At 59.2% G+C, this 24495-nt stretch carries 21 protein-coding genes and 1 other RNA gene; 13 read left to right on the forward strand and 9 right to left on the reverse strand.

The window, feature by feature from the left end; translation table 11 throughout:
• Positions 1-203: 203 nt before the first annotated feature.
• From ssrA to ACQKEK_RS00025, 5 genes are all read right to left on the reverse strand, one after another.
• Positions 204-582: a transfer-messenger RNA gene (ssrA, locus tag ACQKEK_RS00005) on the reverse strand.
• A gap of 157 nt (positions 583-739) precedes the next feature.
• Positions 740-1048 (reverse strand): PA2433 domain-containing protein, encoded by a 309-nt coding sequence (locus ACQKEK_RS00010; protein WP_045429768.1) that lies wholly within the window; start codon positions 1046-1048, stop codon positions 740-742.
• A gap of 165 nt (positions 1049-1213) precedes the next feature.
• On the reverse strand, positions 1214-4051 hold the full coding sequence (locus tag ACQKEK_RS00015; RefSeq protein WP_499140660.1) for an FAD-binding and (Fe-S)-binding domain-containing protein: 2838 nt from the start codon (positions 4049-4051) through the stop codon (positions 1214-1216).
• A gap of 71 nt (positions 4052-4122) precedes the next feature.
• Entirely contained in the window at positions 4123-5292 is a 1170-nt protein-coding gene (gene lldD / locus ACQKEK_RS00020; RefSeq protein WP_463309565.1) for an FMN-dependent L-lactate dehydrogenase LldD, read from the reverse strand.
• Between the two features lie 171 nt (positions 5293-5463).
• On the reverse strand, positions 5464-7158 hold the full coding sequence (locus tag ACQKEK_RS00025) for an L-lactate permease (RefSeq protein ID WP_499140661.1): 1695 nt from the start codon (positions 7156-7158) through the stop codon (positions 5464-5466).
• 282 nt (positions 7159-7440) lie between these two features.
• Between ACQKEK_RS00025 and ACQKEK_RS00030 the strand changes: the two genes are divergently transcribed.
• Entirely contained in the window at positions 7441-8229 is a 789-nt protein-coding gene (locus ACQKEK_RS00030) for a GntR family transcriptional regulator (RefSeq protein ID WP_499140662.1), read from the forward strand.
• Between the two features lie 66 nt (positions 8230-8295).
• Here ACQKEK_RS00030 and smpB read toward each other — a convergent pair whose 3' ends face one another.
• On the reverse strand, positions 8296-8778 hold the full coding sequence (gene smpB, locus ACQKEK_RS00035) for an SsrA-binding protein SmpB (RefSeq protein ID WP_019340344.1): 483 nt from the start codon (positions 8776-8778) through the stop codon (positions 8296-8298).
• Between the two features lie 228 nt (positions 8779-9006).
• Here smpB and ACQKEK_RS00040 point away from each other — a divergent pair, with 228 nt between their 5' ends.
• Positions 9007-9441, forward strand: coding sequence for a type II toxin-antitoxin system RatA family toxin (locus tag ACQKEK_RS00040; RefSeq protein WP_499140663.1), 435 nt, complete (start codon positions 9007-9009; stop codon positions 9439-9441).
• On the forward strand, positions 9434-9763 hold the full coding sequence (locus tag ACQKEK_RS00045) for an RnfH family protein (protein ID WP_499140664.1): 330 nt from the start codon (positions 9434-9436) through the stop codon (positions 9761-9763). The genes ACQKEK_RS00040 and ACQKEK_RS00045 overlap by 8 nt, the downstream gene beginning before the upstream one ends.
• Before the next feature lie 57 nt (positions 9764-9820).
• Here the strand turns inward: ACQKEK_RS00045 and ACQKEK_RS00050 are convergent, their stop codons facing one another.
• On the reverse strand, positions 9821-10327 hold the full coding sequence (locus tag ACQKEK_RS00050; RefSeq protein ID WP_046162841.1) for an outer membrane protein assembly factor BamE: 507 nt from the start codon (positions 10325-10327) through the stop codon (positions 9821-9823).
• Between the two features lie 93 nt (positions 10328-10420).
• Here ACQKEK_RS00050 and fur point away from each other — a divergent pair, with 93 nt between their 5' ends.
• Positions 10421-10828 (forward strand): ferric iron uptake transcriptional regulator, encoded by a 408-nt coding sequence (gene fur / locus ACQKEK_RS00055; protein WP_045429745.1) that lies wholly within the window; start codon positions 10421-10423, stop codon positions 10826-10828.
• A 297-nt stretch (positions 10829-11125) separates the two neighbouring features.
• On the opposite strand, the gene recN is transcribed toward fur, so the two are convergent.
• The gene (gene recN / locus ACQKEK_RS00060; RefSeq protein WP_128120970.1) at positions 11126-12802 is read right to left on the reverse strand and encodes a DNA repair protein RecN; all 1677 of its coding nucleotides are present in this window, start codon (positions 12800-12802) and stop codon (positions 11126-11128) included.
• A 235-nt stretch (positions 12803-13037) separates the two neighbouring features.
• Between recN and grpE the strand changes: the two genes are divergently transcribed.
• From grpE to ACQKEK_RS00100, 8 genes are all read left to right on the forward strand, one after another.
• Complete coding sequence (gene grpE / locus ACQKEK_RS00065; protein WP_128120971.1) at positions 13038-13607, forward strand: nucleotide exchange factor GrpE; 570 nt, start codon at positions 13038-13040, stop codon at positions 13605-13607.
• Positions 13608-13703: 96 nt separating this feature from the next.
• A complete protein-coding gene (gene dnaK, locus ACQKEK_RS00070; protein WP_499140665.1) occupies positions 13704-15617 on the forward strand; it encodes a molecular chaperone DnaK in 1914 nt (637 codons plus the stop codon).
• Positions 15618-15788: 171 nt separating this feature from the next.
• Positions 15789-16916, forward strand: a complete 1128-nt coding sequence (gene dnaJ / locus ACQKEK_RS00075) for a molecular chaperone DnaJ (RefSeq protein WP_128120973.1) — start codon at positions 15789-15791, stop codon at positions 16914-16916.
• A gap of 77 nt (positions 16917-16993) precedes the next feature.
• Entirely contained in the window at positions 16994-17800 is an 807-nt protein-coding gene (gene dapB / locus ACQKEK_RS00080) for a 4-hydroxy-tetrahydrodipicolinate reductase (RefSeq protein WP_045429732.1), read from the forward strand.
• A 192-nt stretch (positions 17801-17992) separates the two neighbouring features.
• Complete coding sequence (gene carA / locus ACQKEK_RS00085) at positions 17993-19129, forward strand: glutamine-hydrolyzing carbamoyl-phosphate synthase small subunit (RefSeq protein ID WP_499140666.1); 1137 nt, start codon at positions 17993-17995, stop codon at positions 19127-19129.
• A 30-nt stretch (positions 19130-19159) separates the two neighbouring features.
• Positions 19160-22381 (forward strand): carbamoyl-phosphate synthase large subunit, encoded by a 3222-nt coding sequence (carB, locus tag ACQKEK_RS00090; protein ID WP_499140667.1) that lies wholly within the window; start codon positions 19160-19162, stop codon positions 22379-22381.
• Complete coding sequence (greA, locus tag ACQKEK_RS00095; protein WP_046162835.1) at positions 22378-22854, forward strand: transcription elongation factor GreA; 477 nt, start codon at positions 22378-22380, stop codon at positions 22852-22854. Before carB ends, greA begins: the two co-directional genes overlap by 4 nt.
• A 10-nt stretch (positions 22855-22864) precedes the next feature.
• Entirely contained in the window at positions 22865-23263 is a 399-nt protein-coding gene (locus ACQKEK_RS00100) for a DUF4149 domain-containing protein (protein WP_499140668.1), read from the forward strand.
• A gap of 26 nt (positions 23264-23289) precedes the next feature.
• Here the strand turns inward: ACQKEK_RS00100 and ACQKEK_RS00105 are convergent, their stop codons facing one another.
• Complete coding sequence (locus ACQKEK_RS00105; RefSeq protein ID WP_499140669.1) at positions 23290-23601, reverse strand: YhbY family RNA-binding protein; 312 nt, start codon at positions 23599-23601, stop codon at positions 23290-23292.
• A gap of 81 nt (positions 23602-23682) precedes the next feature.
• On the opposite strand from ACQKEK_RS00105, the gene rlmE reads away from it, so the two are divergent.
• Positions 23683-24333 (forward strand): 23S rRNA (uridine(2552)-2'-O)-methyltransferase RlmE, encoded by a 651-nt coding sequence (rlmE, locus tag ACQKEK_RS00110; RefSeq protein ID WP_499140670.1) that lies wholly within the window; start codon positions 23683-23685, stop codon positions 24331-24333.
• Positions 24334-24495 lie beyond the last annotated feature (162 nt).

The raw sequence follows: 24495 nt of genomic DNA on the forward strand, positions 1-24495 counted from the left end.
AACTTTCCGATCCGTGAAATGTACGCGTTGATGGGCTACATCCTCTCCGAGCGAGCTGATGAGCGTTTTATGCCCCCATATGTGCCCCCGTCAACCGTGGGATGCCCTGGGATTAGATAGCAAAACGTGGGCAATAAAAAAGCCGTAAAGCTTTGATTTCTCTGGGCTTTACGGCTTTTCTGGGTCTTCCTGGGAAGACAAAATGGTGGAGCCGGGGGGATTTGAACCCCCGTCCGCCAGCTCTCCACTGTCGGTACTACATGCGTAGCCAAATCTATTGAGTTAACTCCGCGCCGCCCGATTGGCAGGGTGCTTGGAGCGAGCTGCATGAGTTTTAGCCGTTACGTCTGCAGCGAACTTGGCGGCGATCCTGTTCTATCTGACAGTCATTTCGGGTTTACAGGCATCCCCTAGTGACCGCTGGCGCCGAAGCGACCAGATGAAGGTTAGGCGGCTAGCGCGTACCCTTCGTAGTTGTCGTCGTTGGCAACTATAAGTTTGCAACAGTGGATTTACGAGTTCTGTTACCAACTCGGCATGCACCTAGAGCTTTGTTACCGGCGTCGAATCCTAATCGGCCCCATGAAGCGTGTCGCTGCCTCATGTGTTGCGCAGTGTACGCCATAAGGTCTAGCTACGTCGAACGCTTGATTCCCTAGATTAGGGCGGCTCGTCGAAATTCAAGGGTGAACAGAGAATCGGCAAGGCCAACTGCTCGCGGCCCTGCCTAGCGGGTGTATCAGTTACCGGTGCCTGATCCGGTGCCGCTGGTGCCTGTGCTGCCGGAGCTGCCTGGGCCTTCCAGCCTGCGCAGTGCTTGGGTGGTGTGCACGATGCAGTTTTCGACGTCGCCAGCTTGCTGCGCCTGGCGCGCTTGCTTGATCAGCTCTTGAACTTCGCTGCGAGCCGGCTCACCGAGCGTGGCACTGTTGGTGGCCATGTCGTCTTCGATTTCCTGCATGTTCAACTGACATAGGTTCTTGTCGTCGGCGAACACGGCGGGGCTGGCGATCAGGGCAGCGGCGGCAAGTAGGGCAAATTTCTTCATAAAGTCCTCCAGGGAGTTAACTTCCCGGCGGGCCTGCCTGTTTCTGCAAATTGCGCGGCGGCGCCGAGGCGGGTGAGCCTCTGTTGAAACTGGGCTCCTAACTTCCGACTGCGGCTGCGCTGAAGCGTTTCATTCATGTGCGCCCGCTGCGGCGCTGAGAACCTCTCATACCTGTGCTGTAGCCGCTCTGGCCCGGCTGTTCCGGTTAACCAGATAAACCAGCCCGTGATAGTCGATCCCGCCATGTTGTGACAGTCCGATTTCGCAGGTTCGGCTAGTGGAGATGCCTTCTTCGCAGATCTGCACAGCGTCTTTCAGGCTGCGCAGAGCGTGGGCATTGAGCTCGGGGGTGGTGAAGCCTTTGTCGCCAGCAAAGCCGCAACAATGGATACCTTCTGGTACGACCACTTCCTTGGCGCAGCGTCGTGCGATATCGATCAGGGCCTGGGCTTCGCCGAGGTGTTGTGTACTGCAGGTGACGTGCACGGCAATCGGCGCGTCCTGCGGCTCGAAATCCAGCTTGTCGATCAGATGCGTGCGGATGAAGCGCACCGGATCGAAAACCTGCAGACGATCATCCGCCAGGTCTTGAACCAGGCGCAGTGTGCATGGGCTGGTGTCGCAGTAGATCGGATCGAGCCCGCCGCGGCTGGCCTTGAGCAGGGCATCGAGCGTTTGCTGACGCTTTTGTTCGGCCTGTTCGGCGTAGCCTTTGGATGCAAATGGCTGGCCGCAGCAAAGGCTGTTTAGCTCATCGGGAAAGACGACTTGGTAGCCGGCTTTCTCCAGAAGCGCACGGGTTGTGTCGAGCAGTGGCTCTTGTTCCTGATCGCGTGCTGCGGGACCCATGGCTCGCGAAACGCAGGCGGCGAGGTAAACCACGCGCGGACGTTGGTCCTGCGTCGATGGTCTGGGCAGATTAAGCCGCTGTAGGGGCTGCGGTGTGGCTGGCGTCCACTGAGGTACACGACCTTTGCTGGCGTTGGTCAACGCTGCGGACGTCTTGCTCAGCAGGCGGGTGCCCATCATCAGGTGTGCGCCATTGGCGACATGCAGCATGAACCGTGCGCCCTGCACGGCGGTGCTGAAATGCTCGGCCAACCAGCTGGCGGCGCGGGTACTCTCCGCATTGCGACCGCGCAGTTTGCGAACCAGATCGCCCGTGTTGATACCGACCGGGCATCGCTGCGCGCAAAGCCCGGTCGCGGCGCAGGTCTCGACGCCGTGGTAGTCGTAGAGTCGCTCGAGCTCGCTTGTGTCGATGCCGGCCCGCCTCTTCGCTTGAATATCGCGCCATACGACAATGCGCTGGCGCGGCGTCAAGGTCAGTCCGTTTGACGGGCACACCGGTTCGCAGAAACCGCACTCGATGCATTTGTCGACGATCTCGTCGGCAGCCGGCATCGGCTTGAGGTGCTTGAGGTGTATTTGCGGGTCTTCGCTGAGCACCACGTCCGGGTTGAGGATGCCTTGCGGGTCCAGCAGGCGCTTGATCTGCCACATCAGTTGGTACGCCTCGTGACCCCATTCCAACTCGACGAAAGGCGCCATGTTACGACCGGTACCATGCTCGGCCTTCAGCGCACCACCGAACTCCACCGCAACCAGTTGTGTCACGTCTTGCATGAAGGCTTCGTAGCGGGCGACCTGCAGCGGATCGTCGAAGCCCTGGGTGAAGACGAAGTGCAGATTGCCTTCCAGAGCGTGGCCAAAGAGGATGGCCTCGCTGTAGGCGTGTTTCTCGAACAACTGGATCAGACGGTTAACCCCCTCGGCGAGGCGCTCGATGGGGAAGGTCACGTCCTCGATGATCACAGTGGTGCCGGTCTGGCGCACCGCACCTACGGCCGGAAAAGTGTCCTTGCGGATCTTCCAGAGCTGGTTGTAGACCGCTGGGTCTTCGCTAAAGTCGACCTGCTTTTCCACGGGGAAGTGGGCGATCGACGTCATGATCAGATTGATCTGCTCGTGCAGCAGCGACTGGCTGGCTGCTCGCGATTCGATCAGCAGCGCACAGGCGTCTGCCGATAATGCCTTTACCCATTCCGGCATGCCGGCCTTGTTTTCTACAGAGCGCAGGCTGCGGCGGTCGAGCAGTTCCACTGCCGAGACGGGCTGTTGCTTGAGCACCGGTACGGCCAGGCAGCAGGTTTCCACATCGGGGAATACGACCAACGCGCTGGCCTTGTGCGGATGGTCCGGCACGGTGTCGTAGGTCACCGCGCTGATAAAGCCCAGCGTGCCTTCGGAGCCGACCATCAGGTGGTTGAGGATGTCGAGCGGCTCGTCATAGTCGACCAACGCGTTCAGCGAAAAGCCCGTGGTGTTCTTCAGGCGGTACTTGTGGCGAATCTTTGCAGCCAGGTCGGTGCTGGCGCGCGTGGTGCGGCCGAGCTCTGCAAGCTGATCGAGCATGTTGCCGTGCGTCTGTCGAAAGAACGCGACGCTGGCCTGGTCTTCGCTGTCGACCACGCTGCCGTCGGCCAGCACCAGGCGCAGGCCAGCAAGGGTTTTATAGCTGTTCTGTGCCGTTCCGCAGCACATGCCGCTGGAATTATTGGCGACGATGCCGCCGATCTTGGCCGCGTTGATCGAGGCTGGGTCCGGGCCGATCTTGCGCTGCATAGGCGCCAGAACTGCATTGGCGTTGGCGCCAATCACGCCCGGCTGCAGGCGAATCTGCGCGCCGCCGTTACGAACTTCGCGCCCGTTCCAGTTATCGCCCAGTACGATCAGCACCGAGTCGGAAATCGCCTGACCGGACAGGCTGGTGCCGGCGGCGCGAAAGGTGACTGGCACCCGCGCGCCATGCGCCAGTTTGAGCAAGCCCACCACTTCCTCCTCGGACTCGACCCGTACCACCAACTTGGGAATCAGCCGGTAGAAGCTGGCGTCTGTGCCGAAGGCCAGCGTCGAAAGCGGATCGTCGAAGCGCCGTTCAGCCGGTATCAGCTTTTCCACGGCGGCGAGAAAGTCGGTCGGTAGAGCGGCAGGCGCGTTCATTTCGGGCTCCGGTAGGAGAAGCGGGCCGCGTCGGTGTGCCACACGGCCTTCTGGATGGAACCAGCCAGACGTCAGTCGACGTGGCGGCTGGTCTGATAGTGGTCCACTTCGCGCACCAGCGAGTCGGCGCTGATTTCGCTGATGGTCTTGGCGCCGGTCAGAACCATCGCAACACGCATTTCCTTCTCGATGAGGTCGAGGAGGTTGGTCACCCCCGCTTCGCCATCGACCGCCAGGGCGTAGGCGAAGGCGCGGCCGAGCAGCACGGTATCCGCGCCAAGGGCGATCATCCGCACTACATCGAGGCCGTTGCGGATGCCCGAGTCGGCCAGGATTTTCAGGTCACCCTTGACCGCGTCGGCAATTGCCGGCATCGCGCGGGCACTGGACAGTACGCCGTCGAGCTGACGTCCGCCGTGGTTGGAGACGATGATGCCGTCGGCACCGAAGGTCACGGCGTCACGGGCGTCTTCGGGATCGAGAATGCCTTTGATCACCATCGGGCCGTCCCAGAATTCGCGGATCCACTCCAGGTCCTTCCAGGAGATCGACGGATCGAAGTTGGCCGCGAGCCAGCCGATGTAGTCTTCGAGGCCTGTGGTGTGCCCACGGTAGGTGGTGATGTTGCCGAGGTCGTGCGGCTTGCCGTGCAGCCCAACGTCCCAAGCCCAGAAGGGGTGCGTCATGGCTTGCAAAATGCGCCGCATGCTGGCGTTGGGGCCACTCATGCCCGAATGCGCGTCGCGGTAGCGGGCGCCGGGTGTCGGCATATCGACGGTGAAGACCAGGGTCGTAACGCCCGCGGCCTTGGCGCGCTCCAGCGCGTTTTTCATGAAGCCACGGTCTTTCAGCACGTAGAGCTGGAACCACATCGGCCGCTTGATTGCCGGTGCGACTTCCTCGATCGGGCAAACCGATACGGTGGACAAGGTGAAAGGAATGCCTTTCTTGTCTGCAGCGCGAGCGGCCTGGACTTCACCGCGCCGGGCGAGCATGCCAGTCAGGCCGACCGGGGCGAGGGCCACCGGCATCGACAAGGTTTCGCCGAACAGCTGGGTCTCCAAGCTGAGCTCCGACATGTTGCGCAGCACGCGTTGGCGTAGGGCGATGCTGGCCAGATCCTCGACGTTGCGCCGCAGGGTGTGCTCGGCATAGGCGCCGCCGTCGACATAGTGAAAGAGGAAAGGCGGCAGTTTGCGTTTCGCGGCGGCGCGGTAATCCGTGGAGGCAGAGATGATCATCGTGTGTTCTCACCGAATGAAACGAGGTAGGTCTCGTGGTGCTCTCGTATACGACGAGAGGGCTTGTTCAGTCTGACGCTTCGATCCAGTGCCGAGGCGAATCGCGCGACCAGAGGGAGATTCCAAACGACTCTGCCCCGAGTTCTATCGGGGCAGAGTCCGTGCATTACATCAGACGCCGACCAGTGGGTCCGTCACGCCCATCAGGTAAATGGCGATCATGCCGATCACGCCGGTGGCCAGCACGTAGTACAGGGTAGGCCAAACGGTCTTGCGCAGGGTGATGCCTTCGCGGCCGAGCAGGCCGACGGTGGCCGAAGCAGCAACCACGTTGTGGATCGCGACCATGTTGCCGGCAGCAGCGCCGACAGCCTGAATCGCTACGATCATTGCCCCGGAGATACCCAGCGACTGCGCAACACCGAACTGGAACTGGCTGAACATCATGTTGCTGACGGTGTTCGACCCGGCAAGGAAGGCACCCAGCGCGCCGACCGAAGGCGCCAGCAGCGGATAGATGCCGCCTACGCTATCAGCCACATAACGTGCCATGGCGATTGGCATGCTTGGCAGATCACCGGCATTGACGCCCGAGTTGATCAGGATGCGCACCATCGGCACGGTGAACAGCAGCACGAAACCGGCACTGAGCAGAACGCCGCTCGATTCTTTTACTGCCGCCTTGAGTTCTGCGGCGCGCATGCTGTGCATGAAGAAGGTTATCAACACCACAGCAACCAGAATTCCGCCGGGCAGATAAAGTGGTTCGATGCTGGCGCTCACTCCGGTCTCGCCAAGGATGTTGGCAAAGCCGATTGAAACGGACTTCAGCGCGGCAGTAACCTGGGGGAAGACGCGGCTGATGACCAGAATCGCACCGACCAATACGTAGGGCAGCCAGGCGCGGAAAGCACTCATCGGACGCGCCGCCAGGTCGTCGAGCTTCATCTCGATGGTGCCGATCCACTCAGCTGGCCAGTCTTTAGCGTCAGCGAAATCCCAGTTCGTTTTCGGCACCAGGAAATTGAAACGAGCAGCGGTGGTGACGATGGCCAGGCCGACCAGGCCGCCAAGCAGCGACGGGAACTCGGGGCCTAGGAACACGCCAGTGGCAACGTAGGGCAGGGTGAAGGCCAGGCCAGCAAAGAGTGCGAACGGCAGTACCTCGAATCCGGCCTTCCAGCTTTTTTCCTTGCCGAAGAAGCGCGTCAGCATCATTACCATGATCAGCGGCATGACGGTGCCGACGATGGCGTGGGTGATGGCAACGCTGCTGGTGATCTGCTGCAGGAAGATCGGCCAGCTGGAACCTTGGGCGATCAGCTGCGCACCGAGGGACGCAGTGTCCAGTCCGCTATTTACGCCGACGATGATCGGTGTGCCGACCGCGCCGAAGGACACCGGCGTGCTCTGTACAAGCATGCCCATCAGCACCGCAGCCATGGCCGGGAATCCCACCGCAACCAGCAACGGTGCTGCAATCGCCGCGGGGGTACCAAATCCAGATGCACCTTCGATAAAGCAGCCGAACAGCCATGCAATGATGATGGCCTGAATCCGACGGTCCGGGCTGATGGTGGTGAAACCTGCACGAATGGCGGTAATGCCGCCCGAATGCTTAAGAGTGTTCAGCAGCAGGATCGCGCCGAAGATGATCCACAGCAGCCCCAGTGTGATGACCAGGCCTTGCAGGGTCGAGGCGATGATGCGGGTAACGCTCATGTCCCAAATGAACAGGCCAATGGCGGCAGTGAACAAGAACACGACCGGCATGGCGCGGCTGGCGGGCCAGCGCAGCCCGATCAGCAGAACGGCGGCTAACAGGATCGGGGTGAAGGCAAACAGGGCGAGCAGTCCGTTAGTCATGTCAGGCTCCCAGGGTCGAATTGAGCGAATGGGGGCCCGAGCGGACCGGTGATGAACAGATAAACGGAGACCGCATGAAGTAGTCCTCTTCTTGTTGGGTACTTCCGCTTGTAAAGTGGTATTACCAATTCACATGGAAGTCCGGCCAGCGTAAGAGGTCGGTCGGCGTTGCGTCAATTAGCTAGCTATAGACTTTGGTCGCAGCACCAGCTGTTGCGTAGGCTCAGGTGGCTGGCTACGCTGGCTTTCCATATACAGTGGTCAAACCAATCGAGAGGCGTGATGGAAGTGGGAATGGTGCGTCAGCGGAGGCTGGCCGATAACATTGTCGAGCAGCTCGAAACGATGATTCTCGAAGGCACGCTCAAGGCCGGCGAGCGCCTGCCGGCCGAGCGTGTGCTCGCTGAACAGTTCGGTGTGTCTCGTCCATCCCTGCGAGAAGCGATCCAGAAGCTGGCGGCAAAAGGCTTACTGATCAGTCGACATGGTGGTGGCAATTTCGTCGCCGAGTCGCTGGGTTCGACCTTCAGTGATCCGCTATTGCATCTGCTCGAGAACAACGCTGATGCGCAGCGCGACTTGTTGGAATTTCGTCATACGCTCGAAGGTAGTTGCGCCTATTACGCCGCATTGCGGGCGACTGAGGTCGACCAGCAGCGTCTCGGCGAAGCGTTTGCGGCATTGCAGGACTGCTATGCGCGGGAGGGAACGGTCACTCGTGCCGAGGAGGGCGCTGCTGATGCGCGATTCCATCTGGCGATTGCCGAAGCCAGCCACAACGCGGTTCTACTGCACACCATCCGTGGTCTGTTCGATCTGCTCAAGCGCAACGTGGTGACCAACATCGGTGGTATGTACGCGCTGCGCAACGAAACGCGGGACATGCTCATGCGTCAGCACCAGGAGTTGTACGACGCGATCATTGCCCGTCGAGCGAACGATGCGCGCGACGTCATCCATCGACATATCAGCTACGTGCAAGAGGTGTTGGCGGAAGGCCAGCAAGAGGCTCAGCGCCTAGCGCGTGCGCAGCGGCGTCAGGGGCGGTCGGAAAAGTCTATAGAGAGCTGATGCGCTGAGAAGCAGTAAGCAGGCCGGTCGACTGAGCGGGGCAGGCCCGCTCGGTGATTTGAAAGGCTAGTCTTCCTTTCCCTTGGTGCGCATGGCGCGCTGAATCTCACGGTCGGAGTCACGCTCTTTCTCGGTGTGGCGCTTGTCGAATTCCTTTTTGCCCTTGCCCAGTGCTATATCACACTTGATCAGGTGCTTTTTCCAGTAGATCGACAAGGCGACGCAGGCATAACCCTTTTGCTGCACGGCACCGAACAGCTTGCCCAGCTCACGCTTGTTCAGCAGCAGCTTGCGGGTGCGAGTCGGGTCGGCAATCACATGGGTGCTCGCCGTGGTCAGCGGGGTGATGTGACAGCCCATTAGCCAGGCTTCGCCATCTTTGAGTAGGACGTAGCTGTCTACCAATTGCGCTTTACCGGCGCGGAGGCTTTTCACTTCCCAGCCGGCCAGAACGAGGCCCGCCTCGAATTTCTGTTCGATGAAGTAGTCGTGTAGCGCTTTCTTGTTTAGCGCAATGGTCCCGGGGGACTGTTTCTTCTGTTTGGCCATAGGCTGCGCATTATAGGGAGTCGCGTTGCGGCTGGCGATAACCTCATGCTGCGACGGTGCGAAACTTGAGAGGGGTGCGCTTATCCCCGACAATGGCGATCTTTACGTTTGTTCATGCTCAGGGACCTGCTCCGCCACTGGGATCTGAGTTTTCATGCTTGTTCTCGATAGCCGCTGCCGGTTCTGGCCGTAGCTGCTGTTCTTGACTGACGAAGTAGAAGGGATCGAATGACGACGCATATTCAACGTTCGGCGCTGCTGCCTTATCCGGCACGTGCGCTGTTCGACATGGTCAACGATGTAGCCAGCTATCCCCAGTTTCTGCCCTGGTGTTCGGCGACCGAGGTGCTGTCCAACAGCGAAACCCAGATGCAGGCAAGCATGACCGTGGCCAAGGCTGGCATTAGCCAGCGCTTTCTCACACGCAACGAATTGCAGGTGGGCAAACGCATCGAAATGTCGTTGGAAGAGGGGCCGTTCAGCCAGTTGCATGGAGTCTGGGAGTTCAAAGCGTTGGGAGAGAAGGCCTGCAAGATCAGTCTTGATCTGACCTTTGATTATGCGGGGCCTGTGGTCCGTGCCACCTTGGGGCCGTTGTTCAATCAGGCGGCCAATACCTTGGTCGATGCGTTTTGCGACAGGGCTAAGCAGCTGTATGGATAAGCCGATGATCGCGGTCGAGATCGTCTATGCGCTGGCGGACAAGCAGAAATTGCTGAGCTTGGCCGTGCCTCAGGGCACCAGCGTCCGTGAGGCAGCGCTACGCTCGGGAATGGACAACTACTTTCCGGGGCTAGATCTCGCCACGTCACCGCTGGGCATTTTCGGCAAGGCGGTACCCAAGCCTGAAGAACGCACACTGGTCGAGGGGGAGCGCGTCGAAATCTACCGACCACTGATCGCCGACCCGAAAGAAGTTCGCAAGCAGCGCGCGGCGAAGGCCGCGCAGAACAAGGCGGGCGAAGCGGGTGAATCGGCCACCTAGCCGTGACGTGCTATGAAAAAGCCCGGCATGCCGGGCTTTTTTATGTTCGTTTGATGTCTAGTCGGTTTCCAGACGGCCTGGAGTCGGCACCGGAACAGGCTCGGCCGCGTCTACGTCGCCCTGAATCTGTTCGAGCAAGGAGCCTGGCTTGGTTGCCTCAGGCTCAGTGCTGACGGGGTCTTCAGTGCTCGCTGGCAGATCGGTCCCCAGAATGGCTTCGTCACGGCTCACGCCGGGCTTGAAGTCCCCTGCGAGACCGGCGAGCTGGTCGTTAGCGTTGAATACTAGGCTGACCCGTTCCTGCTGGCGCTGTCTACCGCCTGGCTGGATGCTGTACAGATAATCCCAACGGTCGGCGTGGAAAGTATCGGTGATCAGGGGATTACCCATGATAAACCGCACTTGCGATCGGGTCATTCCTGGGCGCAACTGGTCTATCATGTCTTGCGTAACGACATTGCCCTGTTGAATGTCGACCTTGTAAACCCCGGGGAATGAACAACCGGCGAGTGCGAACAGGCCCACTAGCGTGAGGCTGGACAGCATGAGCTTGGTGTTTTGCATCGGTAGGTGACTTCCACTATCTTGGCTGGGCAAAGCCCGGATCATACCCGTATTGAAGGAGGCTGCGAAACAGCAGCAGCGAGAAAGCCAACCATGGTTGAAAATAGCGAACTACGCAAAGCTGGCCTCAAAGTAACCCTGCCACGGGTCAAGATCCTGCAGATGCTGGATACCACCGATCGGCGCCATATGAGTGCCGAGGACGTCTACAAGGCCTTGATGGAAGCCGGCGAGGATGTCGGTCTGGCGACCGTTTACCGCGTGTTGACCCAGTTCGAGGCGGCTGGCCTCGTGGTTCGGCATAATTTCGATGGCGGCCATGCCGTGTTCGAGCTGGCAGACGGCGGCCACCATGATCATATGGTCTGCGTTGATAGTGGCGACGTCATTGAGTTCTTCGATCCGGAGATCGAGAAGCTGCAAAAGGAGATCGTCAAGCGTCACGGCTACGATCTGGTCGATCACAACTTGGTGTTATACGTCCGCAAGAAGCCGGAATGATCGCCAGCAATCTGCAGCAAAAATGATTTCTAACACTTCTTGCCGCATGACAAACCCCGCCTATTGGCGGGTTTTGTTTTTCAGTGAAGGACTGTTCGAGAACCACCGCTTCGCTTTTCGGCTATTTAGCCTATCAACGGCCAAGCGTTGGCCGCGTGCGTGCGCTCTGTTTGTATGCCAGTCAGTGCGAGCCGCAAGTAAGTAAGTAAGTAAGCGTAAGGTGGCTAGCTCCAAGTCCGCTAACTAGCCTTTCTTAGCAGGCGAGGCGATCCTGAGTCGCAGTGCTTTTAAGTTTGATCAGGACGCTTGGGCAGAGTCGATCATCTGACGGGCATGCGCCAGTGCTTGCTCGGTCAGGTCGAGTCCGCCAAGCATGCGGGCGATTTCCTCAACCCGCTCGCCGCCATCTAGTGCAGCAACGGCTGTGTGGGTTTCCTCGGCACCGCGTGCCTTATGAACAAATAAGTGGTGGTGGCCTTGGGCAGCGACTTGCGGCAGGTGGGTTACGGTCAGCACTTGGCCTCGCTCGCCAAGTCGGCGCAGCAATTGGCCAACCACTTCTGCGGTTGGCCCACCGATGCCGACGTCTACTTCATCGAACACTAGAGTCGGGATGCGTGAGGTTTGTGCAGTGATCACCTGGATCGCCAGGCTGATACGCGACAGCTCACCGCCTGAGGCAACCTTTGCCAGCGGGCGTAATGGCTGGCCTGGGTTGGCGCTTACGAGAAACTCCACCTGTTCCAGTCCGTGCGGCATAAGGTCTCCGTCTGCGGCGGGCTTCAACACGACGCTGAATTTGCCGCCCGGCATGCCTAAACGCTGGATTTCCGCTTCGACTGCCTCTGCCAACGAATCGGCCGCGTGCTGGCGCGAAGCGCTCAGCTGTTCGGCCTTTTCTCGATAGTGCCTTTCATAGGCGGCGAGCTCCTCGCTGAGCTGCTCCAGTGCAGTGTCGTCGGCGTTGAGGCTTTCCAGTTCTTCGAAGAGGCGTTGCTGCAAGGCTGGTAATTCCGGCGGCTGAACGCGGTGTTTGCGCGCCAGGGTGTAAATGCTGTCGAGACGTTCTTCCAGTGTTTGCTGCCGCTGTGGGTCGGAATCGAAGTGATCGAGAAAGCGGTTGAGTTCGCCCACCGCTTCTTCGACTTGGATCTGTGCGCTGGAGAGTAGGTTGACGGCCTCGCCGAGCGCGCCTGGCTGGTTCTGGAACCCAGTCAGGCGCTGCAGGCTCGAGGTTAGCGCCGAAAGCACATTGCCAGCGTCGTTCTCGCTGCACAGCTCGATCACCTGGCGACAAGCGCCAAGCAGGTGCTCCGCGTTGGCGAGGTTCTTGTGCTCCTGCTCCAGGTGTTCTAGTTCGTCGTCACCTAGTGCCAACGTCTCGAGCTCTTCGAGTTGATAGCTAAGCAACTGGTGGCGGGCGCGCTGTTCGTCGCTGCTGCTGCTCAAGCGTTCTAAGCTTTGCCGGGTTTGCCTCCAGCGCTGCGCGGCCAGCTGCACCTGGCGGGCAAGATCCTGGCTGCCGCTGTACTCGTCGAGCAGCCGCCGGTGGGTATCAAGTTTGAGCAGTGATTGGTGTTCGTGCTGGCTGTGAATATCGATCAGCAATTCACCAAGCGCTTTCAAATCACCCTGCGGGCAAGGCGTTCCGTTGATATAGCCGCGCGAACGCCCTTCGGCGGTGATCACGCGGCGCAGAATGCAAGGGCCATCGTTGTCCAGGTCTCGCTCGGCCAGCCAGGCTCGCGCATCTGGAATGTCATCCAGGTCGAAGCTGGCAAGGATGTCTGCCTTGTCCGCGCCAATACGCACCACGCTGCTATCAGCACGGTCGCCCAGAGTGAGGCCCAGAGCGTCCAGCATGATCGACTTACCTGCGCCGGTTTCACCGCTGATCACGCTCATGCCGCGTTTCAGCTCTAGATCGAGATGCTCGACGATCGCGTAATTGTGAACGGAAAGATGAACCAGCATGGCAGGGCTCCTGCGTTGGTGACTGGCTATTTATACAGTGCTTTCGCGTGCCTCATCAAGTTGCTCGGCATAAGCGGTACGTAAACAAAGCGGTCGGGTTCGCTCCGAAAATCTTTCCGAGTTTCGTGCGTACGAGTTTGAGATGTGAGTGCGCCCTTGAAGCAGATTTTGTCGCCCCCATATAGCGGCACAAGCGCGGGTCGACGCCCGCTGACGTATCGATGAGGAGGACCGCATGGCCGACGAGCAAAACCTGGATAACCAGACCCCCGAAGAGAACGAGACCGCGCAAGCAGAGGTGACCGAGGATTTAGCTGGCCGCGTGCATTCTCTAGAAGAGCAGTTGGCCGCAGCCCAGGATCAGTCTCTGCGTGTGGCAGCCGAGCTGCAGAACATTCGCCGTCGCGCCGAGCAAGATATCGAGAAGGCGCATAAGTTTGCGTTGGAGAAATTTGCTGGAGATCTCCTGGCCGTCGCGGACAGTCTGGAGCGTGGCCTCGAGCTGTCGAACCCGGACGACGAAGCGGTCAAGCCGATGCGTGAAGGTGTCGAGCTGACGTTCAAGTTGTTGCTCGACACCCTGGCACGCCATCAGTTGGTACAGCTGGACCCGCAGGGAGAACCCTTCAATCCTGAGCATCACCAAGCTATGGCGATGGAAGAGAGCACCCACGCAGAGCCTGGCAGTGTGCTCAAGGTATTCCAGAAGGGTTACCTGCTCAACGGACGTCTGTTGCGCCCGGCGATGGTAGTCGTCAGCAAGGCGCCGGCAGAAACCCCGCCTTCGATTGATGAGAAGGCTTGAATTTCGGCTAGCGACCCCCATCTCGTAGCCAAGCGTTTTTGTGTTACCCGCAGCCGGTAAACAGGCGCGGATCAATCAAAGTTCGGAGAGAAGCACATGGGCAAAATTATCGGTATCGACCTGGGAACGACCAACTCCTGCGTCTCCATCCTGGAAAACGGCAAGGCCAAGGTGATTGAAAACGCCGAAGGCGGTCGCACCACCCCATCGATCATTGCTTATGCCAATGACGGTGAAATCCTGGTTGGCCAGTCGGCCAAGCGTCAGGCCGTGACCAACCCGCACAACACGCTGTATGCGGTTAAGCGACTGATTGGCCGTCGTTTCGACGAAGAGGTCGTGCAGAAAGATATCCAGATGGTCCCTTACAAGATCGTCAAGGCGGACAATAACGACGCCTGGGTTGAAGTGAGCGGTCAGAAGATGGCACCGCCGCAGATCTCTGCAGAGATCCTGAAGAAGATGAAGAAGACTGCCGAAGACTATCTCGGCGAGCCGGTTACCGAAGCAGTCATTACCGTGCCGGCCTACTTCAACGACAGTCAGCGTCAGGCGACCAAAGACGCTGGCCGCATCGCTGGTCTGGACGTCAAGCGCATCATCAACGAGCCGACAGCGGCTGCGTTGGCGTACGGCATGGACAAGGCCAGGGGCGACCACACGGTCATCGTTTATGACCTGGGTGGCGGTACCTTCGACGTATCGGTGATCGAGATCGCTGAAGTGGACGGCGAGCATCAGTTCGAAGTGTTGGCCACCAACGGCGACACCTTCCTTGGCGGCGAAGATTTCGATATTCGCCTGATCGACTATCTCGTCGACGAGTTCAAGAAAGAAAGCGGCATGAACCTCAAGGGCGACCCGCTGGCCATGCAGCGCCTGAAGGAAGCTGCGGAAAAAGCCAAAATCGAGCTGTCTTCGAGCCAGTCGACCGACGTCAACCTGCCGTACATCACTGCCGACGCTACAGGTCCTAAGCACCTGAACGTAAAAATCTCCCGTGCCAAGCTGGAAGCGCTGGTCGAGGATCTGGTGCAGCGCACTATCGAGCCTTGCCGTATGGCAATGAAAGATGCGGGTATCGACGTGGCCAAGATCGACGACGTGATCCTTGTCGGTGGTCAGACCCGTATGCCGCTGGTGCAGCAGAAGGTCGCCGAGTTCTTCGGCAAGGAAGCGCGCAAGGATGTGAACCCGGATGAAGCTGTCGCCATGGGCGCCGCGATTCAAGGGGCCGTGCTGGCGGGTGACGTGAAAGACGTACTGCTGCTCGACGTGTCGCCGCTGACCCTGGGTATCGAAACCATGGGCGGCGTGATGACTGCGCTGATCGAAAAGAACACCACCATTCCGACCAAGAAATCGCAGGTGTTCTCGACGGCCGATGACAACCAGGGCGCAGTGACCATCCATGTGCTGCAGGGTGAGCGCAAGCAGGCGTCGCAGAACAAGTCGCTGGGCCGCTTCGATCTGGCTGACATTCCGCCAGCTCCGCGTGGTGTTCCGCAGATCGAGGTGACGTTTGACATCGATGCCAACGGCATCCTGCACGTGTCGGCGAAAGACAAGGCCACCGGCAAGCATCAGTCCATCGTGATCAAGGCCAACTCTGGTCTTTCCGAGGAGGAAATCGAGCAGATGGTGCGTGACGCCGAGGCCAATGCCGAGGAAGACCGCAAGTTCGAGGAGCTGGTGACCGTCCGCAATCAGGGCGATCAGCTGGTTCATGCGACCCGCAAGATGCTGACTGAAGCCGGCGACAAGGCTACCGAAGAAGATAAGGCCAACATCGAAAAAGCCATCGGCGAGCTGGAAGTTGCCATCAAGGGCGACGACAAGGCTGAGATCGAAGCCAAGATCGCGGCGGTCTCTCAGGCCTCCACACCACTGGCGCAGAAGATGTACGCCGAGCAGCCTCAAGGCGGCGAAGGCGAACAGGGTGGCGACAGCGGGCAGTCCGGTGACGACGTGGTCGATGCTGAGTTCGAAGAGGTCAAGGACAACAAGTAAGCCGCGGCTTATGACCTCCATGAGTGGAGAGAGCGCAGAGCCCTGTATTTGGGCTGCTGCCTTTTGCTCCAGCCCGATGCGGTGATGTCGCGACGGGCCTAATCGCCGCGCGGGGGCTTGCTCCCGCGTCGGCGTGTCTGGAGGGTACGAATTTGAAGGTTCAGGAAACTTATGGCCAAACGTGACTATTACGAAGTGCTGGGTGTCGAGCGCGGTGCCAGCGAGGCAGAGTTAAAAAAGGCTTATCGTCGCCTCGCAATGAAGCATCATCCGGATCGTAATCCCGGAGACAAAGCCGCCGAAGACTCATTCAAGGAAGCCAATGAGGCTTACGAGGTGTTGTCCGACGCGAGTAAACGTCAGGCCTATGACCAATATGGTCATGCCGGTGTCGATCCGCAGATGGGGGCTGGCGCGGGCGCGGCGTACGGTAACGCCAACTTCTCCGACATCTTCGGCGACGTGTTCAGCGATTTCTTCGCTGGCGGACGCGGCAGTTCGCGTGGCGGAGCTCAGCGCGGCAGTGATCTGCGCTACACCCTCGAGCTGGATCTGGAAGAGGCTGTGCGGGGCACCACGGTTACCATTCGTGTGCCGACGCTTGTGGAGTGCAAGACCTGTGACGGTTCCGGCGCCAAGAAGGGCACCAGCCCGGTGACCTGTACCACCTGTGGCGGCATCGGCCAGGTGCGCATGCAGCAAGGTTTCTTCTCGGTGCAGCAGACCTGCCCGCGCTGTCATGGCAGTGGCAAGATGATTTCCGATCCTTGCGGCAGCTGCCATGGGCAAGGGCGCGTCGAAGAGCAGAAGACACTTTCAGTCAAAGTGCCGCCGGGTGTCGATACAGGTGACCGGATCCGTTTGACGGGTGAGGGCGAGGCGGGCGCTCAAGGCGGTCCGGCTGGAGATCTTTATGTGGTGGTCAACGTCCGCGAGCACCCAATCTTTCAGCGTGACGGCAAGCATCTGTTTTGCGAGGTGCCGATCAGTTTCGCTGACGCGGCGCTGGGCGGCGAACTGGAGGTGCCCACCCTCGACGGGCGGGTGAAGTTGAAAATTCCGGAAGGCACCCAGACCGGCAAGCAGTTTCGTTTGCGTGGTAAGGGGGTTGCCCCTGTACGTGGCGGTGCCGCCGGCGATCTGCTATGCCGGGTGGCAGTGGAGACGCCGGTTAACCTGGGCAAGCGCCAGCGCGAAATACTCGACGAGTTCCGCAAAACATTGCAGAGCGACAGCTCTCATTCGCCGAAAGCCAGCGGCTGGTTCGAGGGTGTGAAGCGATTTTTTGGCGATCTTTAACCCAGCGGCGAGCTGCAGGCGGCAGCCTTCCTGAAGGCGCCCTTGCAGCTTAAGGCTTGCAGCTTGGAGCTGTTTTTATGCGACGTATTGCAGTAACGGGCGCCGCGGGGCGTATGGGCAAGACGCTGGTCGAGGCTGTTCAGCAAACCTCTGGTGCTGCGGGCTTGACCGCAGCTATTGACCGGCCAGATAGCACCCTAGTGGGCGCTGATGCAGGTGAGCTGGCTGCTATCGGGCGGCTCGGCGTGCCGCTGATCGGTGAGGTTGCCAAGGTTGTCGACGAGTTCGATGTGCTGATCGATTTTACTCATCCTTCGGTCACGCTGAAGAACCTTGAGGTGTGCCGACGCGCCGGCAAGGCAATGGTGATTGGCACCACTGGGTTCTCGGTTGCAGAGAAGGAAAAACTGGCTGCTGCAGCACAGGATATCCCCATCGTGTTTGCCGCGAATTTCAGCGTCGGCGTCAACTTGTGCCTGAAGCTGCTTGATACGGCTGCGCGCGTGCTGGGCGACGAGGTCGATATCGAAATCATCGAGGCACATCACCGCCACAAGGTCGACGCGCCATCGGGTACTGCGTTGCGCATGGGGGAGGTCGTTGCGCAGGCGCTTGGTCGCGATCTGCAGAAGGTTGCTGTTTATGGCCGCGAAGGGCAGACGGGCGCCCGTGCGCGGGAGACGATCGGTTTTGCCACCGTGCGTGCGGGCGACGTTGTGGGGGATCACACGGTGTTGTTCGCTGCCGAGGGCGAGCGAGTCGAGATCACCCATAAGGCGTCTAGCCGGATGACTTTCGCCAAAGGCGCGGTGCGTGCCGCAATGTGGCTGGAGCAGCAGCCGGCGGGGCTGTATGACATGCAAGATGTGCTTGGGTTGCGCTAATGAAGCGCTTCGCAGGGCGTTTTGGCTGATTGCGGCTGGACCTGAAAGGGCGGTTTCTGTAAGCTTCCCGTTTTAGTGTGTCCACTAAAAGTTGCGCAGAATGAATCAAATAAAAAGCGGGATGACCTTCACACGTCATCCCGCTTTTTTACAATCTGCGCTTGCTTCAGCCTTGATCTTTAGGGAGGTCTCTTGACTAAGCCAGCCATTCTCGCCCTTGCCGATGGCAGTATTTTTCGCGGCGAATCTATCGGCGCCGACGGCCAGACTATCGGTGAGGTGGTGTTCAATACCGCCATGACCGGCTATCAGGAAATCCTCACCGATCCTTCCTATGCCAAGCAAATCGTCACCCTGACCTACCCGCACGTTGGGAATACCGGCACAACCCCGGAAGACGCTGAATCCTGGAAGGTTTGGGCTGCCGGGCTGGTGATCCGCGACCTGCCTCTTATCGCGAGCAGCTGGCGCGACAAGCAGTCTCTGCCGGATTACCTCAAGGCCAACGGTACCGTGGCCATTGCTGGCATCGACACCCGCCGCCTGACCCGTATTCTGCGTGAGAAAGGCGCTCAGGATGGCTGCATCCTGGCGGGAGATGATGCAACCGAAGAGAAGGCGCTGGAGCTGGCGCGCAGCTTCCCCGGCCTCAAGGGCATGGACCTGGCCAAAGAGGTCAGCGTCAAGGAGCGCTACGAGTGGCGCTCGAGCGTCTGGTGCTTGGATAATGATGGTCATGCCGAGGTGCCTGCCAGCGAGCTGCCATACCATGTTGTCGCCTTCGACTATGGCGTGAAGTACAACATCCTGCGCATGCTGGTCGCGCGTGGTTGCCGTGTCACTGTATTGCCGGCCCAGTCACCGGCCAGCGATGCGCTCGCCCTGAATCCGGACGGCGTATTCCTCGCCAACGGCCCAGGTGACCCTGAACCCTGTGATTACGCGATCAAGGCCATTCAGGAAGTGCTTGAAACGGACATACCGGTGTTCGGGATTTGCCTTGGTCACCAGCTGTTGGCCCTGGCCTCAGGCGCCAGGACGGTGAAAATGCCTAACGGTCACCACGGGGCCAACCATCCGGTACAGGACCTCGATACCGGCGTGGTGATGATCACCAGCCAGAACCATGGCTTTGCCGTGGACGAAGCCAGCCTGCCGAGCAATTTGCGAGCGACGCACAAGTCGCTGTTCGACGGCACGCTGCAAGGCATCGAGCGCACCGACAAGGTCGCCTTCAGTTTCCAGGGTCATCCTGAGGCTAGCCCGGGTCCGCATGATGTTGCGCCGTTGTTTGATCGCTTCATCGACGCCATGGCCAAGCGCCGCTAAGCCCGCCGAGCACAGAATTCGAGAGAGACCATGCCAAAACGTACAGACATCAAAAGCATTCTGATCCTCGGCGCTGGCCCGATCGTTATCGGTCAGGCGTGCGAGTTCGATTATTCCGGCGCGCAGGCGTGCAAGGCGCTGCGCGAAGAAGGGTTCCGGGTCATCCTGGTCAACTCCAACCCGGCGACCATCATGACCGACCCGGCCATGGCAGATGCGACCTACATCGAGCCGATCAAGTGGGCCACCGTCGCCAAGATTATCGAGAAGGAGCGGCCCGACGCGCTGTTGCCAACCATGGGCGGCCAGACAGCGCTGAACTGCGCGCTGGACCTGGAAAAGCACGGCATCCTTGAGAAGTTTGGCGTCGAGATGATCGGCGCCAACGCCGACACTATCGACAAGGCCGAAGACCGCTCACGCTTCGACAAGGCGATGAAAAACATTGGCCTGGCGTGCCCGGTTTCCGGTATCGCGCACAACATGGACGAAGCCTACGGCGTCCTCGAGAAAGTCGGCTTCCCCTGCATCATTCGCCCTTCGTTCACCATGGGTGGCACCGGCGGCGGTATTGCCTACAACCGTGAAGAGTTCGAGGAAATCTGCGCCCGCGGTCTCGACCTGTCGCCGACCAGCGAGCTGCTGATTGACGAGTCGCTGATCGGCTGGAAGGAATACGAGATGGAGGTGGTCCGCGACAAGAAAGACAACTGCATCATCGTCTGCGCCATCGAAAACTTCGATCCGATGGGTGTGCACACCGGTGACTCCATCACCGTCGCCCCGGCGCAAACTCTGACGGACAAGGAATATCAGATCCTCCGTAACGCATCCCTGGCGGTGCTGCGTGAGATCGGCGTGGAAACCGGTGGATCCAACGTGCAGTTCGGTATCTGCCCGAATACCGGCCGCATGGTCGTGATCGAGATGAACCCGCGTGTTTCGCGTTCCTCGGCGCTGGCTTCTAAGGCCACCGGCTTCCCGATCGCCAAGATCGCGGCCAAGCTGGCTGTGGGCTATACCCTCGATGAGCTGCAGAACGACATCACCGGCGGTCGCACTCCGGCATCGTTCGAGCCCGCCATCGATTACGTTGTGACGAAGATTCCACGTTTTGCGTTTGAGAAATTCCCCAAGGCCGATGCGCGTCTGACCACCCAGATGAAATCTGTCGGTGAGGTCATGGCCATCGGTCGTACCTTCCAGGAATCGGTACAGAAGGCACTTCGCGGTCTCGAGGTGGGTGTATCCGGCTTCGATCCGAAGCTCGATCTGGCTGATCCGGAAAGCGAGGGCACGCTTAAGCGCGAGCTTACCGTGCCGGGCGCAGATCGCATCTGGTATCTGGCCGACGCTTTCCGCGCTGGAAAGTCGGTTGCCGAAGTCTTCGATCTGACACGGATCGATGAGTGGTTCCTGGTGCAGATCGAGGATCTGATCAAGGAGGAGGAACGGATCAAGACCATGGGCTTGTCCAGCATCGATCGTGATGTGATGTACAAGCTCAAGCGCAAGGGTTTCTCTGACGCGCGGCTGGCCAAGCTGCTCGGCGTGACCGAAAAGAACCTGCGGGCCCATCGCCATAAGCTCAAGGTGCTGCCGGTCTACAAGCGCGTCGACACCTGCGCCGCCGAATTCGCCACCGACACAGCCTACATGTACTCGACTTACGAGGAAGAGTGCGAGGCCAATCCGTCGAGTCGCGACAAGATCATGATTCTCGGTGGCGGACCGAACCGTATCGGTCAGGGCATCGAGTTCGACTACTGTTGCGTACATGCGGCGCTGGCGTTGCGTGACGATGGCTATGAAACCATCATGGTCAATTGCAACCCTGAGACCGTTTCCACTGACTACGACACGTCAGATCGTCTGTACTTCGAGCCGGTAACCCTGGAAGACGTATTAGAAATTGTCCGTGTTGAGCAGCCTAAGGGCGTGATCGTGCAGTATGGCGGTCAGACTCCGCTGAAGCTGGCTCGTGCTCTCGAAGAAGCGGGTGTGCCAATCATCGGTACAAGTCCTGACTCCATCGACCGGGCCGAAGATCGTGAGCGCTTCCAGCAGATGGTCGAGCGCCTGAACCTGCGCCAGCCACCAAACGCGACCGCCCGTAGTGAAGAAGAGGCGCTCGCCGCCTCGAAAGTGATCGGTTATCCGCTGGTGGTGCGTCCGTCTTATGTGCTGGGCGGTAGGGCGATGGAAATTGTCTACCAGGAAGAAGAGCTCAAGCGCTACATGCGCGAAGCGGTGAAGGTGTCGAACGACAGCCCGGTGCTGCTCGATCACTTCCTTAACTGCGCTATCGAAGTTGATATCGACGCGGTGTGCGACGGCGAACACGTGGTAATCGGCGCAATCATGCAGCACATCGAGCAGGCTGGGGTGCACTCCGGCGACTCTGCCTGTTCCTTGCCACCTTACTCTTTGCCAGCGCATATCCAGGACGAGATCCGGGATCAGGTCAAAAAGATGGCCCTCGAGCTCGGTGTGGTCGGCTTGATGAACGTGCAAATGGCCGTTCAGGGTGAAGACATCTTCGTGATCGAAGTGAACCCGCGTGCGTCCCGCACCGTTCCCTTTGTATCGAAGTGCATTGGCGTGTCGCTAGCAATGATTGCTGCACGCGTCATGGCAGGCAAAACACTGGCGGAAGTTGGCTTGACCGAAGAGATCATTCCGAACTTCTACAGCGTCAAGGAAGCAGTATTCCCCTTCGCCAAGTTCCCGGGTGTCGATCCGATTCTCGGTCCTGAAATGAAATCCACCGGTGAGGTGATGGGTGTCGGCGACAGCTTCGCCGAAGCTTTTGCCAAAGCACAGCTAGGTGCGAGTGAGATCCTGCCAAACAGTGGATGCGCCTTCATCAGCGTGCGTGACGACGATAAGCCGCACGTTGCACAGGTCGCTCGTGACCTCGTCGAACTGGGTTTTGAAGTGGTTGCAACTGCTGGGACCGCCAAGTTGATCGAGGCTGCCGGATTGCCGGTGCGCCGTGTCAACAAGGTAACTGAGGGTCGCCCGCACGTTGTCGACATGATCAAGAATGACGAGGTCACTCTGATCATCAATACTACCGAGGGGCGTCAGTCCATCGCCGACTCCTATTCAATCCGTCGTAATGCTCTGCAGCACAAGATCTGCTGCACCACGACCTTGGCTGGTGGGCAGGCGATCTGTGAGGCGCTGAAGTTCGGGCCCGAGAAGACTGTACGTCGTTTGCAGGATCTCCATGCAGGAATCAAGGCATGACCAAATACCCAATGACTGTCCAGGGTGCGCGTGCCCTGGAAGAAGAGCTGCACCATCTCACCAAGGTGCTTCGCCCCAAGCTCAGTCACGACATCGGCGTGGCGCGCGAACTGGGGGATCTTAAGGAAAACGCCGAGTATCATGCCGCGCGCGAACAGCAGGGCATGGTCGAAGCGCGGATTCGTGATATCGAGGGGCGTCTGCAGAATGCCCAAGTCATTGATGTCAGCAGCATCCCACACACCGGCAAAGTGATATTCGGCACGACCGTTGAGATTGCCAATGTCGAGACCGACGAGCGTGTCACCTACCAGATCGTGGGTGAAGACGAGGCGGAGATCAAGCTGGGCAAGATTTCGGTAGGCTCGCCTATAGCACGCGCTCTGATTGGCAAGGTGGAGGGTGACGTCGCTGTGGTGAAGACTCCGGGTGGGTTGGTCGAGTTTGAGATTGTCGAGGTTCGCCATCTCTGAGAGTCGACCAATGCGCGCCGGTGCGATCAGCTGGCTGCTGGCTCAGACATTCTGGGTCGGCGGGTTATTGCTTCTGCAGTTCGTAATGCTGCCGGCGCTGGCCAAGATTGGCCTGGCGCCGCTGCTGATCGAGGAAATCGCGGGCAGCCTGCAGCCTTTGCTGGTGGGCTTCGCTGCGTTCTGTGTGCTGCTTCAAGCGCTGGTGCTGATCCAGCTCTGCGGACTTCGCAGTCTTTGGCGTGATCTGCGAGGGCAGGTGTTGTTGGCTGTACTGCTACTTGCAGGGAGCCATTTTGCGGCGCGCGCCGGCATTATCGAATCACCGTACTGGTTGGTGTTCAGTTATCTGGCGATGGGGTTGTGCGGGTTGATCCTGGTGCTGCAAGTCGCTCCCGGACGGGAGCGCTAGCAGGAGTAAGGCGGCCGAAGAATGGCTCAGCTCTGAAAACGATGTACGTTGGACAGTTGCTTGTTCACATTGGGGTTCTTGCGGTAGATCAGAGCCATCTTGCCGATGGACTGAACCAGTTCGCAACCGCCAACCTTGCATAATTCATCGGTAATCGCGCGCCGATCATCGCGCTCAGTGATTCGCAGCTGCACTTTGATCAGTTCGTGATCATTCAAGGCACGCTCCAGCTCAGCCTGAACGCCATCGGTCAAGCCGTTCTCCGATACGATCAACACTGGCTTGAGATGATGGCCGATGGATTTGTACTGTTTCTTCTGCTCGTTAGTGAGCGGCATAATTCGACCCTTGCGTCAGAACCCTGAAAATGGCGGCTAGTGTAACTGACACGCTCTGAGCCGCACAGATGAGGTAACAGCTTGGCACGCTCCAAGACCAGCCCGCGTTGGCTGAAAGAACATTTCGACGATCCCTATGTAAAGATGGCGCAGCGCGACGGCTATCGTTCTCGTGCTAGCTACAAGCTTCTCGAAATACAGGAGAAGGATCGGATATTGCGTCCTGGCATGACGGTGGTCGATCTTGGCGCCGCTCCGGGCGGCTGGTCGCAGGTCACCAGCCGCGTGATTGGGGATCGCGGGCGGCTGATTGCGTCGGACATCCTCCCCATGGACAGCATCGCTGATGTGACCTTTGTGCTCGGAGACTTCACTGAAGATGATGTGTTCTCCGAAATCCTTCAGGCCATCGGCGACACTCAAGTGGACCTTGTGATTTCCGATATGGCCCCCAATATGAGTGGGGTGAAGGTAGCAGACCAGGCGCGCGCAATGTTTTTGTGCGAGTTGGCGCTTGATCTTGCAATGCGCGTGCTGCGGCCGGGTGGCGATTTTCTGATCAAGATTTTCCAGGGGGACGGCTTTGATGCCTACCTCAAGAATGTACGGCAGAGTTTCGACAAGGTGCAGATGCGCAAACCCCTGTCTTCAAGGGATCGTTCGCGCGAACAGTATCTACTGGCGCGTGGCTATCGAGGCGATGGCAACGAGATGGATCTTCCGCGGTCATAACGGGCATGTGATTAAACGAGCCGACCGGTGCCGGCGCCGGATTTACGGTCTAGGATGTTTCATATCGGGTTACAGACCAAGCTGCGCGTTCAGCGACGTTGTGTAGTAAGTTAGGCCGAAAGCGAACCATCGGCCGTCATGCAGGCTCCCGACAATACGCCT

Source organism: Pseudomonas sp. NPDC077408 (assembly GCF_050269105.1).
Lineage (GTDB): Bacteria > Pseudomonadota > Gammaproteobacteria > Pseudomonadales > Pseudomonadaceae > Stutzerimonas.

Excerpts from the sequence above, each read along its gene's own strand:
- fur (WP_045429745.1), top strand. The coding sequence starts at position 10,421 with ATGGTTGAAAATAGCGAACTACGCAAAGCTGGCCTCAAAGTAACCCTG.
- smpB (WP_019340344.1), bottom strand. The coding sequence starts at position 8,778 with ATGGCCAAACAGAAGAAACAGTCCCCCGGGACCATTGCGCTAAACAAG.
- ACQKEK_RS00045 (WP_499140664.1), top strand. The coding sequence starts at position 9,434 with ATGGATAAGCCGATGATCGCGGTCGAGATCGTCTATGCGCTGGCGGAC.
- greA (WP_046162835.1), top strand. The coding sequence starts at position 22,378 with ATGACCAAATACCCAATGACTGTCCAGGGTGCGCGTGCCCTGGAAGAA.
- ACQKEK_RS00040 (WP_499140663.1), top strand. The coding sequence starts at position 9,007 with ATGACGACGCATATTCAACGTTCGGCGCTGCTGCCTTATCCGGCACGT.
- dnaK (WP_499140665.1), top strand. The coding sequence starts at position 13,704 with ATGGGCAAAATTATCGGTATCGACCTGGGAACGACCAACTCCTGCGTC.
- carB (WP_499140667.1), top strand. The coding sequence starts at position 19,160 with ATGCCAAAACGTACAGACATCAAAAGCATTCTGATCCTCGGCGCTGGC.
- ACQKEK_RS00100 (WP_499140668.1), top strand. The coding sequence starts at position 22,865 with ATGCGCGCCGGTGCGATCAGCTGGCTGCTGGCTCAGACATTCTGGGTC.
- grpE (WP_128120971.1), top strand. The coding sequence starts at position 13,038 with ATGGCCGACGAGCAAAACCTGGATAACCAGACCCCCGAAGAGAACGAG.
- dnaJ (WP_128120973.1), top strand. The coding sequence starts at position 15,789 with ATGGCCAAACGTGACTATTACGAAGTGCTGGGTGTCGAGCGCGGTGCC.
- ACQKEK_RS00010 (WP_045429768.1), bottom strand. The coding sequence starts at position 1,048 with ATGAAGAAATTTGCCCTACTTGCCGCCGCTGCCCTGATCGCCAGCCCC.
- ACQKEK_RS00105 (WP_499140669.1), bottom strand. The coding sequence starts at position 23,601 with ATGCCGCTCACTAACGAGCAGAAGAAACAGTACAAATCCATCGGCCAT.
- recN (WP_128120970.1), bottom strand. The coding sequence starts at position 12,802 with ATGCTGGTTCATCTTTCCGTTCACAATTACGCGATCGTCGAGCATCTC.
- ACQKEK_RS00025 (WP_499140661.1), bottom strand. The coding sequence starts at position 7,158 with ATGACTAACGGACTGCTCGCCCTGTTTGCCTTCACCCCGATCCTGTTA.
- ACQKEK_RS00015 (WP_499140660.1), bottom strand. The coding sequence starts at position 4,051 with ATGAACGCGCCTGCCGCTCTACCGACCGACTTTCTCGCCGCCGTGGAA.
- lldD (WP_463309565.1), bottom strand. The coding sequence starts at position 5,292 with ATGATCATCTCTGCCTCCACGGATTACCGCGCCGCCGCGAAACGCAAA.
- ACQKEK_RS00030 (WP_499140662.1), top strand. The coding sequence starts at position 7,441 with ATGGAAGTGGGAATGGTGCGTCAGCGGAGGCTGGCCGATAACATTGTC.
- ACQKEK_RS00050 (WP_046162841.1), bottom strand. The coding sequence starts at position 10,327 with ATGCAAAACACCAAGCTCATGCTGTCCAGCCTCACGCTAGTGGGCCTG.
- dapB (WP_045429732.1), top strand. The coding sequence starts at position 16,994 with ATGCGACGTATTGCAGTAACGGGCGCCGCGGGGCGTATGGGCAAGACG.